This window comes from Nocardia albiluteola, assembly GCF_018860155.1.
Lineage (GTDB): Bacteria > Actinomycetota > Actinomycetes > Mycobacteriales > Mycobacteriaceae > Nocardia > Nocardia albiluteola.
Window position 1 is genome coordinate 1 of sequence record NZ_JAHKNI010000001.1, and the last position, 13,322, is coordinate 13,322.

Annotated in this window: 14 protein-coding genes and 2 pseudogenes; 10 read left to right on the forward strand and 6 right to left on the reverse strand. The window is 69.0% G+C overall.

All coding sequences use genetic code 11. From position 1 onward, the window contains the following. The 3 genes and pseudogenes from KO481_RS00005 to KO481_RS00015 form a co-directional block, all read left to right on the forward strand. Positions 1–338 (forward strand): annotated as a pseudogene (locus KO481_RS00005) (steroid 3-ketoacyl-CoA thiolase); the annotation flags it as partial. Between the two features lie 172 nt (positions 339–510). Next, positions 511–1,095 (forward strand): Uma2 family endonuclease, encoded by a 585-nt coding sequence (locus tag KO481_RS00010; protein ID WP_215914863.1) that lies wholly within the window; start codon positions 511–513, stop codon positions 1,093–1,095. Positions 1,096–1,120: 25 nt separating this feature from the next. Further along, positions 1,121–1,456: pseudogene (locus KO481_RS00015) on the forward strand (steroid 3-ketoacyl-CoA thiolase); the annotation flags it as partial. Between the two features lie 6 nt (positions 1,457–1,462). On the opposite strand, the gene KO481_RS00020 reads toward KO481_RS00015, so the two are convergent. Both KO481_RS00020 and KO481_RS00025 read right to left on the reverse strand, forming a co-directional pair. Further along, positions 1,463–1,882 (reverse strand): PIN domain nuclease, encoded by a 420-nt coding sequence (locus KO481_RS00020; RefSeq protein ID WP_215914864.1) that lies wholly within the window; start codon positions 1,880–1,882, stop codon positions 1,463–1,465. Next, positions 1,879–2,097 (reverse strand): type II toxin-antitoxin system VapB family antitoxin, encoded by a 219-nt coding sequence (locus KO481_RS00025; protein ID WP_245400203.1) that lies wholly within the window; start codon positions 2,095–2,097, stop codon positions 1,879–1,881. Before KO481_RS00025 ends, KO481_RS00020 begins: the two co-directional genes overlap by 4 nt. Positions 2,098–2,386: 289 nt before the next feature. On the opposite strand from KO481_RS00025, the gene KO481_RS44635 reads away from it, so the two are divergent. Then, positions 2,387–2,524, forward strand: coding sequence for a CGNR zinc finger domain-containing protein (locus KO481_RS44635; protein ID WP_372451912.1), 138 nt, complete (start codon positions 2,387–2,389; stop codon positions 2,522–2,524). 28 nt (positions 2,525–2,552) lie between these two features. Further along, positions 2,553–3,530 (forward strand): o-succinylbenzoate synthase, encoded by a 978-nt coding sequence (locus KO481_RS00035; protein WP_215914865.1) that lies wholly within the window; start codon positions 2,553–2,555, stop codon positions 3,528–3,530. A gap of 4 nt (positions 3,531–3,534) precedes the next feature. Here the strand turns inward: KO481_RS00035 and KO481_RS00040 are convergent, their stop codons facing one another. Continuing rightward, positions 3,535–4,485 carry a GlxA family transcriptional regulator gene (locus KO481_RS00040; RefSeq protein WP_215914866.1) on the reverse strand — a complete coding sequence of 317 codons (951 nt, stop codon included), beginning with the start codon at positions 4,483–4,485 and terminating at the stop codon, positions 3,535–3,537. A gap of 71 nt (positions 4,486–4,556) precedes the next feature. On the opposite strand from KO481_RS00040, the gene KO481_RS00045 reads away from it, so the two are divergent. Beyond that, positions 4,557–5,327: an MBL fold metallo-hydrolase gene (locus KO481_RS00045; RefSeq protein WP_215914867.1), complete on the forward strand. Its 771-nt coding sequence runs from the start codon at positions 4,557–4,559 to the stop codon at positions 5,325–5,327. Positions 5,328–5,336: 9 nt separating this feature from the next. On the opposite strand, the gene KO481_RS00050 is transcribed toward KO481_RS00045, so the two are convergent. The 3 genes from KO481_RS00050 to KO481_RS00060 form a co-directional block, all read right to left on the reverse strand. After that, complete coding sequence (locus KO481_RS00050) at positions 5,337–5,849, reverse strand: TIGR04338 family metallohydrolase (protein ID WP_215914868.1); 513 nt, start codon at positions 5,847–5,849, stop codon at positions 5,337–5,339. After that, positions 5,846–5,998 carry a hypothetical protein gene (locus KO481_RS00055; RefSeq protein ID WP_215914869.1) on the reverse strand — a complete coding sequence of 51 codons (153 nt, stop codon included), beginning with the start codon at positions 5,996–5,998 and terminating at the stop codon, positions 5,846–5,848. Before KO481_RS00055 ends, KO481_RS00050 begins: the two co-directional genes overlap by 4 nt. A 68-nt stretch (positions 5,999–6,066) precedes the next feature. Then, complete coding sequence (locus KO481_RS00060) at positions 6,067–6,906, reverse strand: DUF2786 domain-containing protein (RefSeq protein ID WP_215914870.1); 840 nt, start codon at positions 6,904–6,906, stop codon at positions 6,067–6,069. Between the two features lie 150 nt (positions 6,907–7,056). Here KO481_RS00060 and KO481_RS00065 point away from each other — a divergent pair, with 150 nt between their 5' ends. The 4 genes from KO481_RS00065 to KO481_RS00080 all read left to right on the forward strand — a co-directional run bounded on the left by KO481_RS00065 (position 7,057) and on the right by KO481_RS00080 (position 12,977). Then, positions 7,057–8,355: an ABC transporter substrate-binding protein gene (locus KO481_RS00065; protein WP_215914871.1), complete on the forward strand. Its 1,299-nt coding sequence runs from the start codon at positions 7,057–7,059 to the stop codon at positions 8,353–8,355. Between the two features lie 125 nt (positions 8,356–8,480). Continuing rightward, a complete protein-coding gene (locus KO481_RS00070; RefSeq protein ID WP_245400286.1) occupies positions 8,481–9,419 on the forward strand; it encodes a carbohydrate ABC transporter permease in 939 nt (312 codons plus the stop codon). Continuing rightward, complete coding sequence (locus KO481_RS00075; RefSeq protein ID WP_215914873.1) at positions 9,420–10,304, forward strand: carbohydrate ABC transporter permease; 885 nt, start codon at positions 9,420–9,422, stop codon at positions 10,302–10,304. It begins immediately after the preceding gene. A gap of 429 nt (positions 10,305–10,733) precedes the next feature. Continuing rightward, the gene (locus tag KO481_RS00080) at positions 10,734–12,977 is read left to right on the forward strand and encodes a transglycosylase domain-containing protein (RefSeq protein ID WP_215914874.1); all 2,244 of its coding nucleotides are present in this window, start codon (positions 10,734–10,736) and stop codon (positions 12,975–12,977) included. Positions 12,978–13,322 lie beyond the last annotated feature (345 nt).

The window sequence follows — 13,322 nt, forward strand, 5'->3', positions numbered from 1 at the left end:
CCGGCGACGATCCGCTGCTGATGCTGACCGCCGTGATTCCCGCGACCCGGAAGGTGTTGCAGCGCAGCGGCCTGAGTCTGGCGGACATCGATCTGTTCGAGGTCAACGAGGCCTTCGCGTCGGTGGTGCTGGCCTGGGCCAAGGACACCGGTGCCGACCTGAGCAGGGTCAACGTCAACGGCGGCGCGATCGCCCTGGGCCATCCGCTGGGCGCCTCCGGAGCCCGCATCGCCACGACTCTGGTGCACGCCATGCAGGAGCGCGGCGCCCGCTACGGCCTGCAAACCATGTGTGAGGCCGGTGGACTGGCCAACGCCATGATCCTCGAACGGCTCTGAATCGGCCCGGGCGCGTTGCCGCCGGTCGCGCGCAGTACGCCACCGGCGGCATCCGTCCACGCACACGGCACTCGACGTACGATGCAGGGGAATCCCGAGCCGAAGGGCGGTCACCCCAGTGTCGCATGCGTTCGACTGGTCTTCGCCGAAGACCTATAGCCAGACCGTCGACATGGACGACTACCTCGCGATGCCCGAGGAAGTGTCGCGGTCTGTCGAGATCAAGGACGGGATGATCGTCTTCTGCGAGTCGCCCTCGCCGAACCACAATGCCGTCTCGCGCAATATCGAACGGGCCCTTGCCGACGGCGAGGCCAAACGAACGGATCGGCAACAATGCCTGCGGGTGAATCGCGATATCGACATGCTCGTGTCGGAGGTCCCCTTTCACTACAAGCGGCCCGACGTGATCGTCTACCGATGCATCGAACAGCCTCGGCACCGTTGGAAGACCAAACCCACCGTCGCCGACGCGATCCTGGTCGTCGAGGTGGTATCCCCGACCACCGTCACCGCTGACACCATCGACAAACGGGCCGAGTACGCCCGGTTCGGAATCCAGCACTATTGGATCGTCCGCATGGCCAACGACGACGGCCCGGTCGTCTCCATCGAGATGCTCACGCTCAATTCCGAAGGCCGGTACGTCTCCAATGGGCACCGAAACCGCACGGACAATTTTGCCGCCGCCATCGACACCCTGACGCCCTTCCAGACCAGCCTCACCTGGGAGGAACTGGACGAAGGGCTCGATTAGCAGGGATTGGAGTCACTTCCGGTCCGGCGACGATCCGCTGCTGATGCTGACCGCCGTGATTCCCGCGACCCGGAAGGTGTTGCAGCGCAGCGGCCTGAGTCTGGCGGACATCGATCTGTTCGAGGTCAACGAGGCCTTCGCGTCGGTGGTGCTGGCCTGGGCCAAGGACACCGGTGCCGACCTGAGCAGGGTCAACGTCAACGGCGGCGCGATCGCCCTGGGCCATCCGCTGGGCGCCTCCGGAGCCCGCATCGCCACGACTCTGGTGCACGCCATGCAGGAGCGCGGCGCCCGCTACGGCCTGCAAACCATGTGCGAGGCCGGTGGACTGGCCAACGCCATGATCCTGGAACGCCTCTGAACGAGGTTATGGCCGCGGCAGGTCGGTAACCATCCGCACGGGTTGCTCGGTGACCCGTGCGATGGTTCGGTAATCCTTGTCGTCGGCGAGCACTATCAGGCCCTCCCGCTCCGCCGTTGCCGCGACCAGAAGGTCGACCGGCCCGGCGGAGCGGTGCTGCCCGTGGGCTGTCAGCATTTCTTGAACTTCGGCAGCGCGTTCATATGCCCGTTCCGCCATGGGCACCCAGCCGAACAACGTTCGCAGCAGCCGAAGCTTCTCGATTCGATCCGCGGCAGACCGGGCCGAGTACAGGAACTCCAACTCCACGGCCGGGCAGATCGCGATTACTCCTGCGGTGATTTCCTCTGCCCACGCAGCTCGGAGCTTGTCCTGGAAAATCCGGAACAGGCCTGAGGTGTCGATCAGATAGAGGGCAGCCGTCACGTCCGGTAGGCCGCCTTGTTCCCGAGGAATTCGTCGAAGTCACCGGCATCGGCCATCTCGCCCAATCGCGCGAGGGCCCGCAACCGTTCCAAACGCTGTCCGACCTCGCGCAACGCCGCGTTGACAGTGTCCTTTTTTGTTTTCGTGCCGAGTACCTCAGCAGCGGTTGCCAGCGCCTGCTCGTCGATTTCGATGGGTGTCTTCACCATAGCCATTGCAACACCTCCTCCATCGAGGGTACCTCAGATATCTACTATCGACACCCTGGACATCCACGGTGTCGATCCTGCTCGGCCGGGTCCAGGCGGCGGCGGGCCAACTGGGTAATTCCGTTGTACGCTGTCCGCCGTCGAATCCGCGACCCGATCGGATGATCACCGAGAGCCGCTCTGGGACAAGGGAAACGGATTCCGCCTCGCGCCCGGCCCGGCGACGGTCACCGGCGCGCCGGCGACCATCGCCCGCGACACCGCCGACCTGCTGACCGGCCCGGACCGCGACCGGCTGCACCAGTGTGAGGCGCAGGCCTGCGGCACGGTATTCCTCGCCTCCCCCAGCGGCCGGGCCCGGCGCGGGTGCTCGTCGGCGACCTGCGGCAACCGGGAGCGGGTCCGCGCCTTCCGCGCGACGCGGGAACAGTAGCCGCGCCCGCCCGGATTAGGCTGGCCGGGTGAGCGCGCCGCTGGATCTCGAATCCGCCTTCGTCTACGCGATCCCCCTGCGCACCCGCTTCCGCGGCATCACCGTGCGCGAGGGAATGCTGATCGAGGGACCGCTCGGCTGGGGTGAATTCTGCCCGTTTCCCGAGTACGACGACCGCGAGGCGGCCGGCTGGCTGGCCACCGCCTTCGAACAGGTCACCGTCGGATGGCCGGAACCCGTGCGCGATCGCATCCCGGTCAACTGCACGGTGCCGGCCGTCGATGCCGCGCGCGCCCACGCGATCGTCGCCGGATCGGGTTGCGGAACGGCGAAGGTCAAGGTAGCGGACCATCCGGAGTCGCTGAGCGAGGATCTGGCCCGGGTCGAGGCGGTGCGCGCCGCGCTCGGCCCCGGCGGCGCGGTGCGGATCGACGCCAACGCGGTGTGGGACGTCGATACCGCGGTCGCCAATATCGAGCGGATCGACCGCGCCGCAGGCGGTTTGGAGTACGTCGAACAACCCTGCCGCACCATCGAGGAACTCGCCGCCGTGCGCCGCCGGGTGCACGTCCGCATCGCCGCCGACGAATCCATTCGCCGCGCCGAGGATCCGCTGCGCGTCGCCGTCGCCGGGGCCGCGGATATCGCCGTCCTGAAATGCACACCCCTGGGCGGGGTCCGCCGCGCCCTGCGAGTGGCCGAGGCGGCGGGCCTGCCCTGCGTGGTCTCCTCCGCGCTCGAGACCAGCGTCGGCCTCGGCGCTCAGCTGGCCCTGGCCGGCGCCCTGCCCGAACTCGACTTCGCCTGCGGCCTGGGCACGGTGAACCTGTTCGAGGGCGATCTCGTCGGCGACTCGTCGCGCCCCGCTGACGGTCACCTTCCGGTCCCGCGCACCGCCCCGAAGCCGGATCCCGAACTGCTGCAACAGTTCCGGCATCCCGACCCGGAGCGAGTCCGCTGGTGGCGCGAGCGTCTCGCCCGGGTGTGGGCGCTGCTGGAGCGATAATCCGTCAGGCGCTGCGGAATGCCGCCCGGTGGGCGGCGGGCGAGAGGCCCAGCGCGCGGTGGAAATGCTGGCGGAGGTTGACCGCGGAGCCCAGGCCCGTGTCGGTGGCGATGCGGTCCATCGTGTCGTCGGTGGATTCGAGCAGCAGCCGGGCCCGGTCCAGGCGCTGGTGCAGCAGCCACTGCTGCGGGCTCGAGCCGGTGCGCTCCCGGAAGCGCCGGGTGAACGTGCGCCGGGACATCAGCGCGGTGCGGGCCCAGCCGTCGAGGTCGACCTGGTCGCCCAGATGCGTTCGGGCCCAGATCATCGCGTGTTCGATCGGATCATCGCCCCCGACGTCGGGCACGGCGATCGGGATGTACTGCGCCTGGGAACCGCCGCGGTGCGGGGCCATGACCAGGATGCGGGCCAGGTCGGCGGCGACGCGACTGCCGTGGTCGGCTCGGACCAGATGCAGGCAGCAGTCCAGCGCGGCCGCGACCCCCGCGGAGGTGACCACATCGCCCAGATCGGTCCACAGCACGTCGGCGCGGACCCGGACCGAGGGAAAAGTCCGGGCCAGCGCGGCGGCCGTGGACCAGTGCGTGGTCAGCTCGCGGCCGTCGGCCAGCCCCGAGGCGGCGATCGCCCACGAGCCCAGGCACAGCCCGACGATGCGCGCGCCGCGCGCGTGCGCATCGGTCAGGGCCCGTCGAATCGCCGGGGAGAGTTCGAGTCCGGGATCCCAGCTGGGAACCACGACCGTGTCCGCGCGCTCGATCGCCTCGAGTCCGTGGCGCACGGTGAGCTCGACATCGCCCGGGGTGCGCAGGATTCCGGGCTCCTGCGCACAGGTCTCGACGAGATACGGCGCGGATTCCCGTGCGCTGGTGCCGATTCGGCCGAACACCAATCCCGGCACGGACAGATGGAAGGGGCTGATGCCGTCGAAGGCGAGGATTGCGACCCGATGCATGGCCCAATTGTATCGATGAGTGGCCTTCGGGCCACTGTTTGTCGCGCCCGAGGCGGACGACACTGATCCCCATGACCGAAACACTTGCCACCGCACTCGAACTGCTCCACGTCGGCGGGCCCACCGTCCGGTTCCGGTACGCCGGCCTGGCCTGGCTCACCGACCCGACCTTCGACGAGCCCCAGGACTACCCTTCCGGCCCCATCCAGCTGCACAAGCTGACCGGTCCGGCGGTCCCCGCGAATGCGATCGGGCCGATCGATGTCGTGCTCCTGTCGCACGATCAGCACGCTGACAACCTCGACACGTCCGGGCGCGAATTCCTCACCACGGCGGGACAGGTGCTGTCCACCCCCGACGCGGCCGCGCGGATCGCGGGCGTGCGCGGACTGGAGAACTGGGAGACCCTGCGGATCGGCGAGGCCACGGTGACCGGGGTCCCCGCGCTGCACGGACCCGAGGGCGCCGAGGCGTTGTCCGGCGTGGTCACCGGCTTCGTCCTGAGTGCGCCGGGATGGCCGACGGTGTACGTCTCGGGGGACAACGCCTCGGTGGCCCTCGTCGAGGAGATCGCCGCCAGAATCGGCCGCATCGATATCGCACTGCTGAACGTCGGCGCGGCGAACGTCGGCCGCTTCGGCGACTCGGACGTCACACTCAACGGGCGCACCGCGCTGCAGGCTGCCGAAGCGCTCGGGGACGCGGCGATCATCCCGGTGCACGCGGAGGGCTGGGCCCACTTCAGCGAGAACCTCGAGTACCTGCGGACCACCTTCACCTACGGCGGCCGTGCCGCCCAGCTCCGGATCCCCCCGCTCGGCGACAGCATCACCGTCCGGTGAACCCGGACCTCAGCCCACGGCCACGCCACAGCTCAGCAAGGACGTGCGCAGCAGCAGCGCCGCCTCCGGCCCGATGATCTCCTCGACCAGATCCAGGTAGCGGGAACAGAATTCGGGACCGTGGGCGGGCAGCTGCGGCTCGGCCGGCGCGAGGTGGTGGGCGAGTTCGTGCAGGATCACCAATTCCCGCAGCGCCCAGGCGGTTCCGCCGGAATGCAGGGGAACCGCGAGCACGGCACGCTCGGGCTCGTAGTGGGCCGCGGCCGTGCCCACGCGCGCCCGCACCGCGACCGGGGTACCCGACCGCTCCCAGCGCGCCCGCACCCAGTTCAGCGCCAGCACCCGATCCACATAGCTCTGCACCGATTCCACCGAACCGAACCGTCGCTCGATCGGCAGCGTGATCTGCGATCCGTACAGCTCCACGGTCCGCATGCCGTGCTCATCGGCCCGGTCGAACATCCGCCGCACCAGCCCCTCGGCGTCGTACACCTTGGCGCGCTGTGCATCTCGCACACTCACACTCCGGCCTCGCGAACCGCGCCGCGTACCCGCACTCTCTGCACGACGCCCTCCTCCCCACCGGCCGCCACGATCCGCAGGCGCTTGATCTGTTCGGCGCGAGAGAGACTCGTCGTGCCGGCTTCACCCGTCGTGCCCGTCGCACTCACCGCCCGCCCCTCCACACCAGCGCCCCGCCCCGGCAGTCCTCGCCGGCGACGGTACGCACCAGCGGAACTCACTCCTCTCCCGGATCGAGCTGCCCACGGGCCGCACCGAGCTCGGGCGAATTGCCCAGCCGCGCGGCCCGGCCCGCCCGGTCGCCCGCGCGCCGGGCCCCGGGGGAGTAGCCGGCCGACTCCTGCGGCCCACGCCAGGTGCCGCGGGCCTCGGAGGTGCGGGTGTAGAAGCTGGTCAGCTCGAGCTCCTTGTTCCGCAGCGCCACCGCCGTGCCGGGCGCGGCGGTGGGTTCGGCGCGAACCTCGGCCTGTACCTCGGATTTGACCGTGGCCAGCCGACGGCCGACACGTGCGGCGAACGCCATCTGAAAATTCAGCCGCGCCGTCACCGCCGCGACCGGCGCCTGCTCCCGCCGCTGTACCGTGCGCCCCCAGCGCTTTTCGACGATCACCCGCTCCACCGTCGCCGACCGATACTGCTTCGACTTGATGTACAGGTCCGAGGCCCGCACCATCTGCACCAGCAGGCTGGCGTACAGCGCCTCACACGCCGCGATATCGGTGTCGAAACCGTAGGCGTACACCTGCGTCGAGGAGCGCGCCACATCGCAGCGCACATCGTTCGCGGCCGCGATCGCCACGAATAGCTGGACATAGGTGCGCAAGCCTCGTTTACCCGCCGCGCCGATCTCGATGATCCGCTGCACGGGCACCGCCCGGCGCTCCCGGCCCGTCACGTGGGCGCGCGCCACGGCCAGATCGATCGATGACCGGGTGGCCAGGCGCTGCGCCGCCGTCAGGAAGGCCTCGGCCTCGTGCTCGTTGTCGGTCGACTCCGCCTGACGCAGCAGTCCACCGATGCGCGTGAGCAACTTGTCCTGAGTTTGCTGAGTCGACATCGAGACCAGAATAAGAGAACCAACCGACACAACCGGCCCCGAACAATGTATCTTGCCTTGTGCAAGCGGCTGAGTGTGTTCCCACTCACGACGGTCCCACATCGCGCCGCGCGCACCGGCGGCTGTGCTCGTTTCGACCCTGGAGTATCGATGGCTTTGAACAAGGTGACGTCACGACGCTCGCTCGCGTCCCGCGCGGCACTGGCCGCCGCATCCGCGGCCCTGCTCACCGCGACCTTCACATCCGCCTGCTCGAGCGGCACCGGGAGCAACCCCGCCTCCCAGGACCTCAGCGGCCGCGGACCGATCACCTTCGTCGAGGGTAAGGACACCTCCGAGACCGGCGCGGTCAAGCAGTTCATCGACCGCTGGAACTCGGCGCACCCGGACGAGAAGGTCACCTTCAAGGAACAGTCCAACGACGCCTCCCAGCAGCACGACGACCTGGCCCAGCACATGCAGGCCAAGCAGTCCGACTACGACGTGATGGCCCTGGACGTCACGTGGACCGCGGAGTTCGCGGCCAAGGGCTGGATCCAGCCGCTGAAGGATTCCTTCGCAATCGACACCTCGACCCTGCTCTCGCCGACCGTGGCCAGCGCCACCTACAAGGGCAACCTGTACGCCGCGCCCCTGAACACCAACGGCGGCCTGCTGTACTACCGCAAGGACCTGGTCCCCAACCCGCCCAAGACCTGGACCGAGATGCTCGGGGACTGCACCGTCGCCAAGGCGCACGGCGTGGGTTGCTACGCGGGGCAATTCGCGCCCTACGAGGGCCTGACCGTGAACGCCGCGGAGGTCATCAACGCCTACGGCGGCACCTTCGTCGGCCCGGACGGCAAGACCCCCACCATCAACAGCCCGCAGGCGCGCGCGGGCCTGCAGGTGCTCGCCGGCGCCTATAAGAACGGCGACATCCCCAAGGAGGCAATCTCCTTCAAGGAGCCCGAGAGCCAGAACGCCTTCGCCCAGGGCAAGCTGCTGTTCCTGCGCACCTGGCCGAACTTCTACGGCGTGGCCCAGGCCGACTCCTCGACCGTGAAGGGTGAGACCGGCGTCGCCCCGCTGCCCGGCAAGGACGGCGTCGGCGCCTCCACCCTGGGTGGCTACAACGCCGCCATCAGCGCCTACTCCAAGCACAAGGCGACCGCGCTGGACTTCCTGCGCTTCCTGATCAGCGAGGACGCCCAGCGCATCCTCGCCGAGGGCGCGCTGCCCCCGGTGCGCTCGTCGCTGTACGACGATCCGGCGCTGATCGCGAAGTTTCCCTTCCTGCCCACCCTCAAGGATTCGATCGCCAGCGCCGTGCCGCGCCCGGTGACCCCGTTCTATCCCGCGGTGTCCAAGGCCATTCAGGACAATGCCTATGCCGCGATTACCGGGACCAAGTCGGTCGACGACGCGATTGCCGGAATGCAGAAGGGGATCGAGGCCGCCGGTTCCTGACCGGCCGCCCCGATCACAGCTCGAATCCCAGCCCGGAGGAGTAGTCAACGGTGTCAGATCCTTCGGGAGCAGCGGGGGTGACCGCTGCCCAGGCCGGCCCGAGTTCGCGTAGCGGGCGGCGCGGCCTGTTGCAGGGGCCGGGACGCGCCTGGCTGTTCGTCGCACCCGTGCTGGTGGCCCTCGCGGTCGTGATCGGCTATCCGGTCGTGCGGGCGGTGTGGATGTCCTTCCAGAAGGACTCCGGCCTCGACCCGGTGACAGGCATGTTCGTCAACGGCGGCAGCGCCGGGTTCAGCAACTACACGCACTGGCTGGCGCAGCAGTGCCAATTGCCCTCCGGCGGCATCGAATCCTGCCCGACCGGCAACCTGGGCTCGCAGTTCTGGGCCTCGATCATCGTCACGGTGCTGTTCACGGTCATCACGGTGGCGCTCGAGACGACCATCGGCCTGGGCATGGCCACGGTGATGGGCAAGACGTTCAAGGGCCGGGCGCTGCTGCGGGCGGCGGTGCTGATCCCGTGGGCGATCCCGACCGCGGTCACGGCGCGGCTGTGGGAGTTCATGTTCCAGTACGACGGCGTGGTCAATCGCGTGCTGGGCACCCACATCCTGTGGCAGACCGATCCCTGGTGGTCCCGGTTCGCGGTCATCATCGCCGACGTCTGGAAGACGACCCCGTTCATGGCGCTGCTGATTCTGGCCGGGCTGCAGGTGATTCCGGCCGATGTGTACGAGGCCGCGCGCGTGGACGGCGCCTCGGCCCGCCAGCGGTTCACCCAGATCACGCTGCCGCTGCTCAAACCCGCACTGCTGGTGGCGATCCTGTTCCGCACGATGGACGCGCTGCGCCTGTACGACCTGCCCGCCATCATGACGCAGGGCAATCCGCACACGCGCACCATCTCGATCCTGGTGGTCGACCAGGTGCGCCAGGGCGCCAACAGCGCCTCGGCCCTGTCGGTGATCACCTTCCTGCTGATCTTCGCGGTGGCATTCGTGCTGGTGAAGGTGTTGGGCGCGAATGCGGTTGCGACTCAGGAAGAACAGCGGAAGGCACGGTAGATGACCGTCGAGACCGAAACCGCCGCCGCACCGATCGTGGCGCGAGTGCCCCTGAGCCGCCGATTGCGTTCCGTGAGCACCTATGTCGGCGCGCTGATCATCCTGGTGTGGGGCCTGGGGCCGTTCTACTGGATGGCCGTCACCGCGTTCCGCGACCCGGCCTACCAGTTCGACAACACCCCGTGGCCCACCCACCTGACGACGAAGAACTTCACCAACGCCTTCGACACCAGCCGCGGCAACAACTTCGGCCGGGCGCTGACCAACAGCGTCGTCATCGGCGCGGCCACCACCGCGATCGCGCTGCTGATCGGCATCATGGCGGCATACGCCCTGGCACGCATCACCTTCCGCGGCAAGACGCTGGTCGCCGGGCTGGTGCTGAGCGCGTCGATGTTCCCGGTGGTCGTGCTGGTAACCCCGCTGTTCCAGCTGTTCACCAGCATCGGCTGGCTCGGGCACTACCAGGCGATGATCATCCCGAACATCTCGTTCGTGCTGCCGATGACCGTGTACATCCTGGCCTCGTTCTTCGCCGAGCTGCCGTGGGAGCTCGAGGAGGCCGCGCGCATCGACGGCGCGTCGCGCCTGCAGGCGTTCCGGCTGGTGATGCTGCCGCTGGCCGCGCCCGCGGTCTTCACCACCGCGATCCTGGCGTTCATCGCCGCGGTGAACGAATACCTGCTCTCGAGCCTGCTGTCCTCGGACGCCACCGAACCGGTGACGGTCGCGATCGCCCGCTTCTCGGGCAATGATCCGCTGGTCCAGCCGTATGCGGCGATCATGGCCGCGGGTGTCATCGTGACGGTCCCGCTGGTGATCATGGTGCTGCTGTTCCAGCGCCGCATCATCTCGGGCCTGACCGCGGGCGGGGTCAAGAGCTAACTCCCTCGCCTCCCCCGCGACTTCAGCGAGCCGTCGCCCTACCAGCGGGCTTGCTCGTCGGGCCGGCGGATGACGGCCCGCTCCCGGTGGGCCCGTCCCCGGTGAGTTACCCATGTGCTCACGAAATCAGCTGTCGCCTCGGCACCGCACGAGTAGGTGCGGCGAGATCCGAGAAGGCGGCCGGCGGTGTTGAAACAGCCGTGTGCGGTGTCGGATCGCGGTGATAACATCCGGCTCACAGGGGCGCGACAGGGGTTGAGTTCGCCGTAGTCTTATTTTCGATCTGTTTTTCGCGTGGTGGTTGATCACTGTTCGTGCAGTTGGCCGACTCTCCCGGGAGGAGATGATCGTGAGCGGAGCGAAGCGGAGTGAACCATCAGGCCAGCGCGCCGCGCGCACGACGGAGCCGAGCGCCGGCGAGGTGCAGTCGTGAACTCGATCCGCAAGCGGCGCCACGGCGCCCGGGAACCGGCGCCGTATGCCTCGATCGCCGGGTGGAACGATCTCATCGGGGGGCGGTCGCGTCATCAGCACGCGGCGCCGGGCAGGCCGCGCCGCCGTCCGCGGCCCGACGGGTCCGAGCCCGCGCACGAGCGCCCGCCGCGCACCCGCGCCCAGCGCATCCGGCGGCTGCTGCTGGCGCTGTTCATCATCTTCGTCGGCATCCCCTCATTGGTGCTGGTCCTGGCGTACTGGAGTGCCGAGGTGCCGAATCCCTCGGCGGTACAGTCCCAGCAGATCGCCACCATCATCGCCGCCGACGGCACCACGGTGCTGGCGAAAATCGTTCCGCCCGAGGGCAACCGGACGCCGGTTCCGCTCTCGGAGGTGCCCGTGGCGGTCCGCGACGCGGTGGTCTCGGCCGAGGACCGCACCTTCTACAGCAACCCTGGCTACTCGACCCAGGCCTTCCTGCGCGCGGCCCGCGATAATCTGCTCGGGCGCGACGACGCGGGCGGCGGGTCCACCATCACCCAGCAGTACGTCAAGAACGCCTTCCTGAGCTCGCAGCGCACGCTCTCGCGCAAGATGCGCGAGCTGATCATCTCGGCGAAGATGGCGCGGCAGTGGAGCAAGGACGACATCCTGGCCGCCTACCTCAACACGATCTACTACGGCCGCGGGGCCTACGGCATCGCCGCGGCGGCCCGGGCGTACTTCGGCAAAGCGGTCCCGCAGCTGACCCTGGCCGAGGGCGCGGTGCTGGCGTCGGTGATCCGCTCGCCGTCGATCCTGGATCCGGAAACCCATATGCCGCAGCTGCAGTCGCGCTGGAACTACGTGCTCGACGGCATGGTCACGATGGGCACGCTCACGGCGAAGGGCCGTAAGACGGTGACCTTTCCCCCCGTCGTGCCGGTCACCGTGCTGGCCGACGATGCCGCACACGACCCGAACGGCCTGATCCGCACGCAGGTGCTGGCCGAGCTGCGCGCGGCCGGGGTCAGCGAGCAGGAGATCAATACCGGTGCGCTGAACATCATGACGACGATCGACCCGCGCGCCCAGCAGGCCGCCCTGGAGGCCGTGCACAACACCTTGGACTCCCAGCCGTCGCAGCTGCGCTCCGCGGTGGTCTCGATCGACCCGCGCTCGGGTGCGGTGCGCGCCTACTACGGCGGCCAGGACGGCGTGGGTTTCGATTTCGCGCAGGCGCCCTTGCAGACCGGTTCGTCCTTCAAGACCTTCGCCGTGCTGGCCGCCCTGCAGCAGGGCATCCCACTGTCGTACCCGATCGACAGCTCGCCGCTGACGGTGAACGGGGTCAAGATCACCAACGTCGAGGGCGAATTCTGTGGAACCTGTTCGCTCGCCGAGGCTTTCAAACGCTCGCTGAACACCAGCTTCATGCGCCTGTCCGAAACCGTCGGCCCCAGGGCGATCGCCGATGCCGCGCACCAGGCCGGGATACCCGACCAGATTCCGGGCGTGGCCGGTACCAGCCTGTCCGAGCCCGGCGGTCCGCCCGCACCGGCGATCGTGCTGGGCGTGTATTCGGTGCGGCCCATCGATATGGCCTCGGCGTATGCCACGATCGCGGCATCGGGGGTCTACCGGCCGCCGTATTTCGTCCAGCGCGTGGTGACCGGCGACGGCCGGGTGCTGCTGGATCGCGGGGTGCCCGGCCAGGGCCAATTGCCCTCGCAGCAGCGGATTCCGGCCGCCGCGGCCAACACCACGATCTCGGCGATGCTGCCCATCCCGGCGTATTCGGACGGGCACGCCCTGGCCGGCCGGCCCGCCGCCGCCAAGACGGGCACCACCCAGCTGGGCAATACCGGGGCCGACAAGGACGCCTGGATGATCGGATTCACCCCGTCACTGTCGACGGCGGTGTGGATCGGCACCGCCCAGTCCGAGCCGATCCGGACCGCGCGCGGGGCCCCGATCTACGGCTCGGGGCTGCCCTCGGACATCTGGAAGCACACGATGGACGGCGCCCTGAGCGGCACCCCGGTCGAACAGTTCCCGGTACCGCCCTCCTCGGCCAGCCAGGGCCCGTTCATCGCCGCGCCCGCCCCCGCCCAGCAATCACAGGGCCCCTTCGACGTCCTGGCCCCGCCCACGCCTCCCACGGCCGTCGTGATCGCCCCACCGCCCCCGCCCCCCGGTCCGACGCCTCCGAAGCAGGTGGAGATCTTCCCGGGCCTCAGCGTCCCCCTCCCCAGGTGAGCACACGGCCTCCCGCAATGGCCCGATTACGCAACCATCGCCGCGCCCAGCGGCGAAGCGCCTGCGTCCGGCTGGAACTCGCCCGCGAAGCGACAGGCTGAGCAAGTAGACCCGCAGGCTTTCGACGCGGCCCGTCATTCGGGTGCCACTGCGCCGCGACGACGGCCCGGTTACGCAACCACCGACGAGCCCAACGGCGAAGCGCCTGCGTCCGGCTGGACCTCGCCCGCGAAGCGATAGGCACAGCAAGTAGACCTGCAGGTTTTTCGGCGCGGCTCGTCGTTCGGGTGCCGCTGCGCATGCGACGAAGGAGCGAGCAGCGGTGCCCGAACGACGAGCCCATCC

Coding starts and splice junctions, on each gene's coding strand:
- KO481_RS00010 (WP_215914863.1), top strand. CDS start 511: ATGGACGACTACCTCGCGATGCCCGAGGAAGTGTCGCGGTCTGTCGAG.
- KO481_RS00025 (WP_245400203.1), bottom strand. CDS start 2,097: ATGGCTATGGTGAAGACACCCATCGAAATCGACGAGCAGGCGCTGGCA.
- KO481_RS00040 (WP_215914866.1), bottom strand. CDS start 4,485: ATGCATCGGGTCGCAATCCTCGCCTTCGACGGCATCAGCCCCTTCCAT.
- KO481_RS00045 (WP_215914867.1), top strand. CDS start 4,557: ATGACCGAAACACTTGCCACCGCACTCGAACTGCTCCACGTCGGCGGG.
- KO481_RS00060 (WP_215914870.1), bottom strand. CDS start 6,906: ATGTCGACTCAGCAAACTCAGGACAAGTTGCTCACGCGCATCGGTGGA.
- KO481_RS00065 (WP_215914871.1), top strand. CDS start 7,057: ATGGCTTTGAACAAGGTGACGTCACGACGCTCGCTCGCGTCCCGCGCG.
- KO481_RS00075 (WP_215914873.1), top strand. CDS start 9,420: ATGACCGTCGAGACCGAAACCGCCGCCGCACCGATCGTGGCGCGAGTG.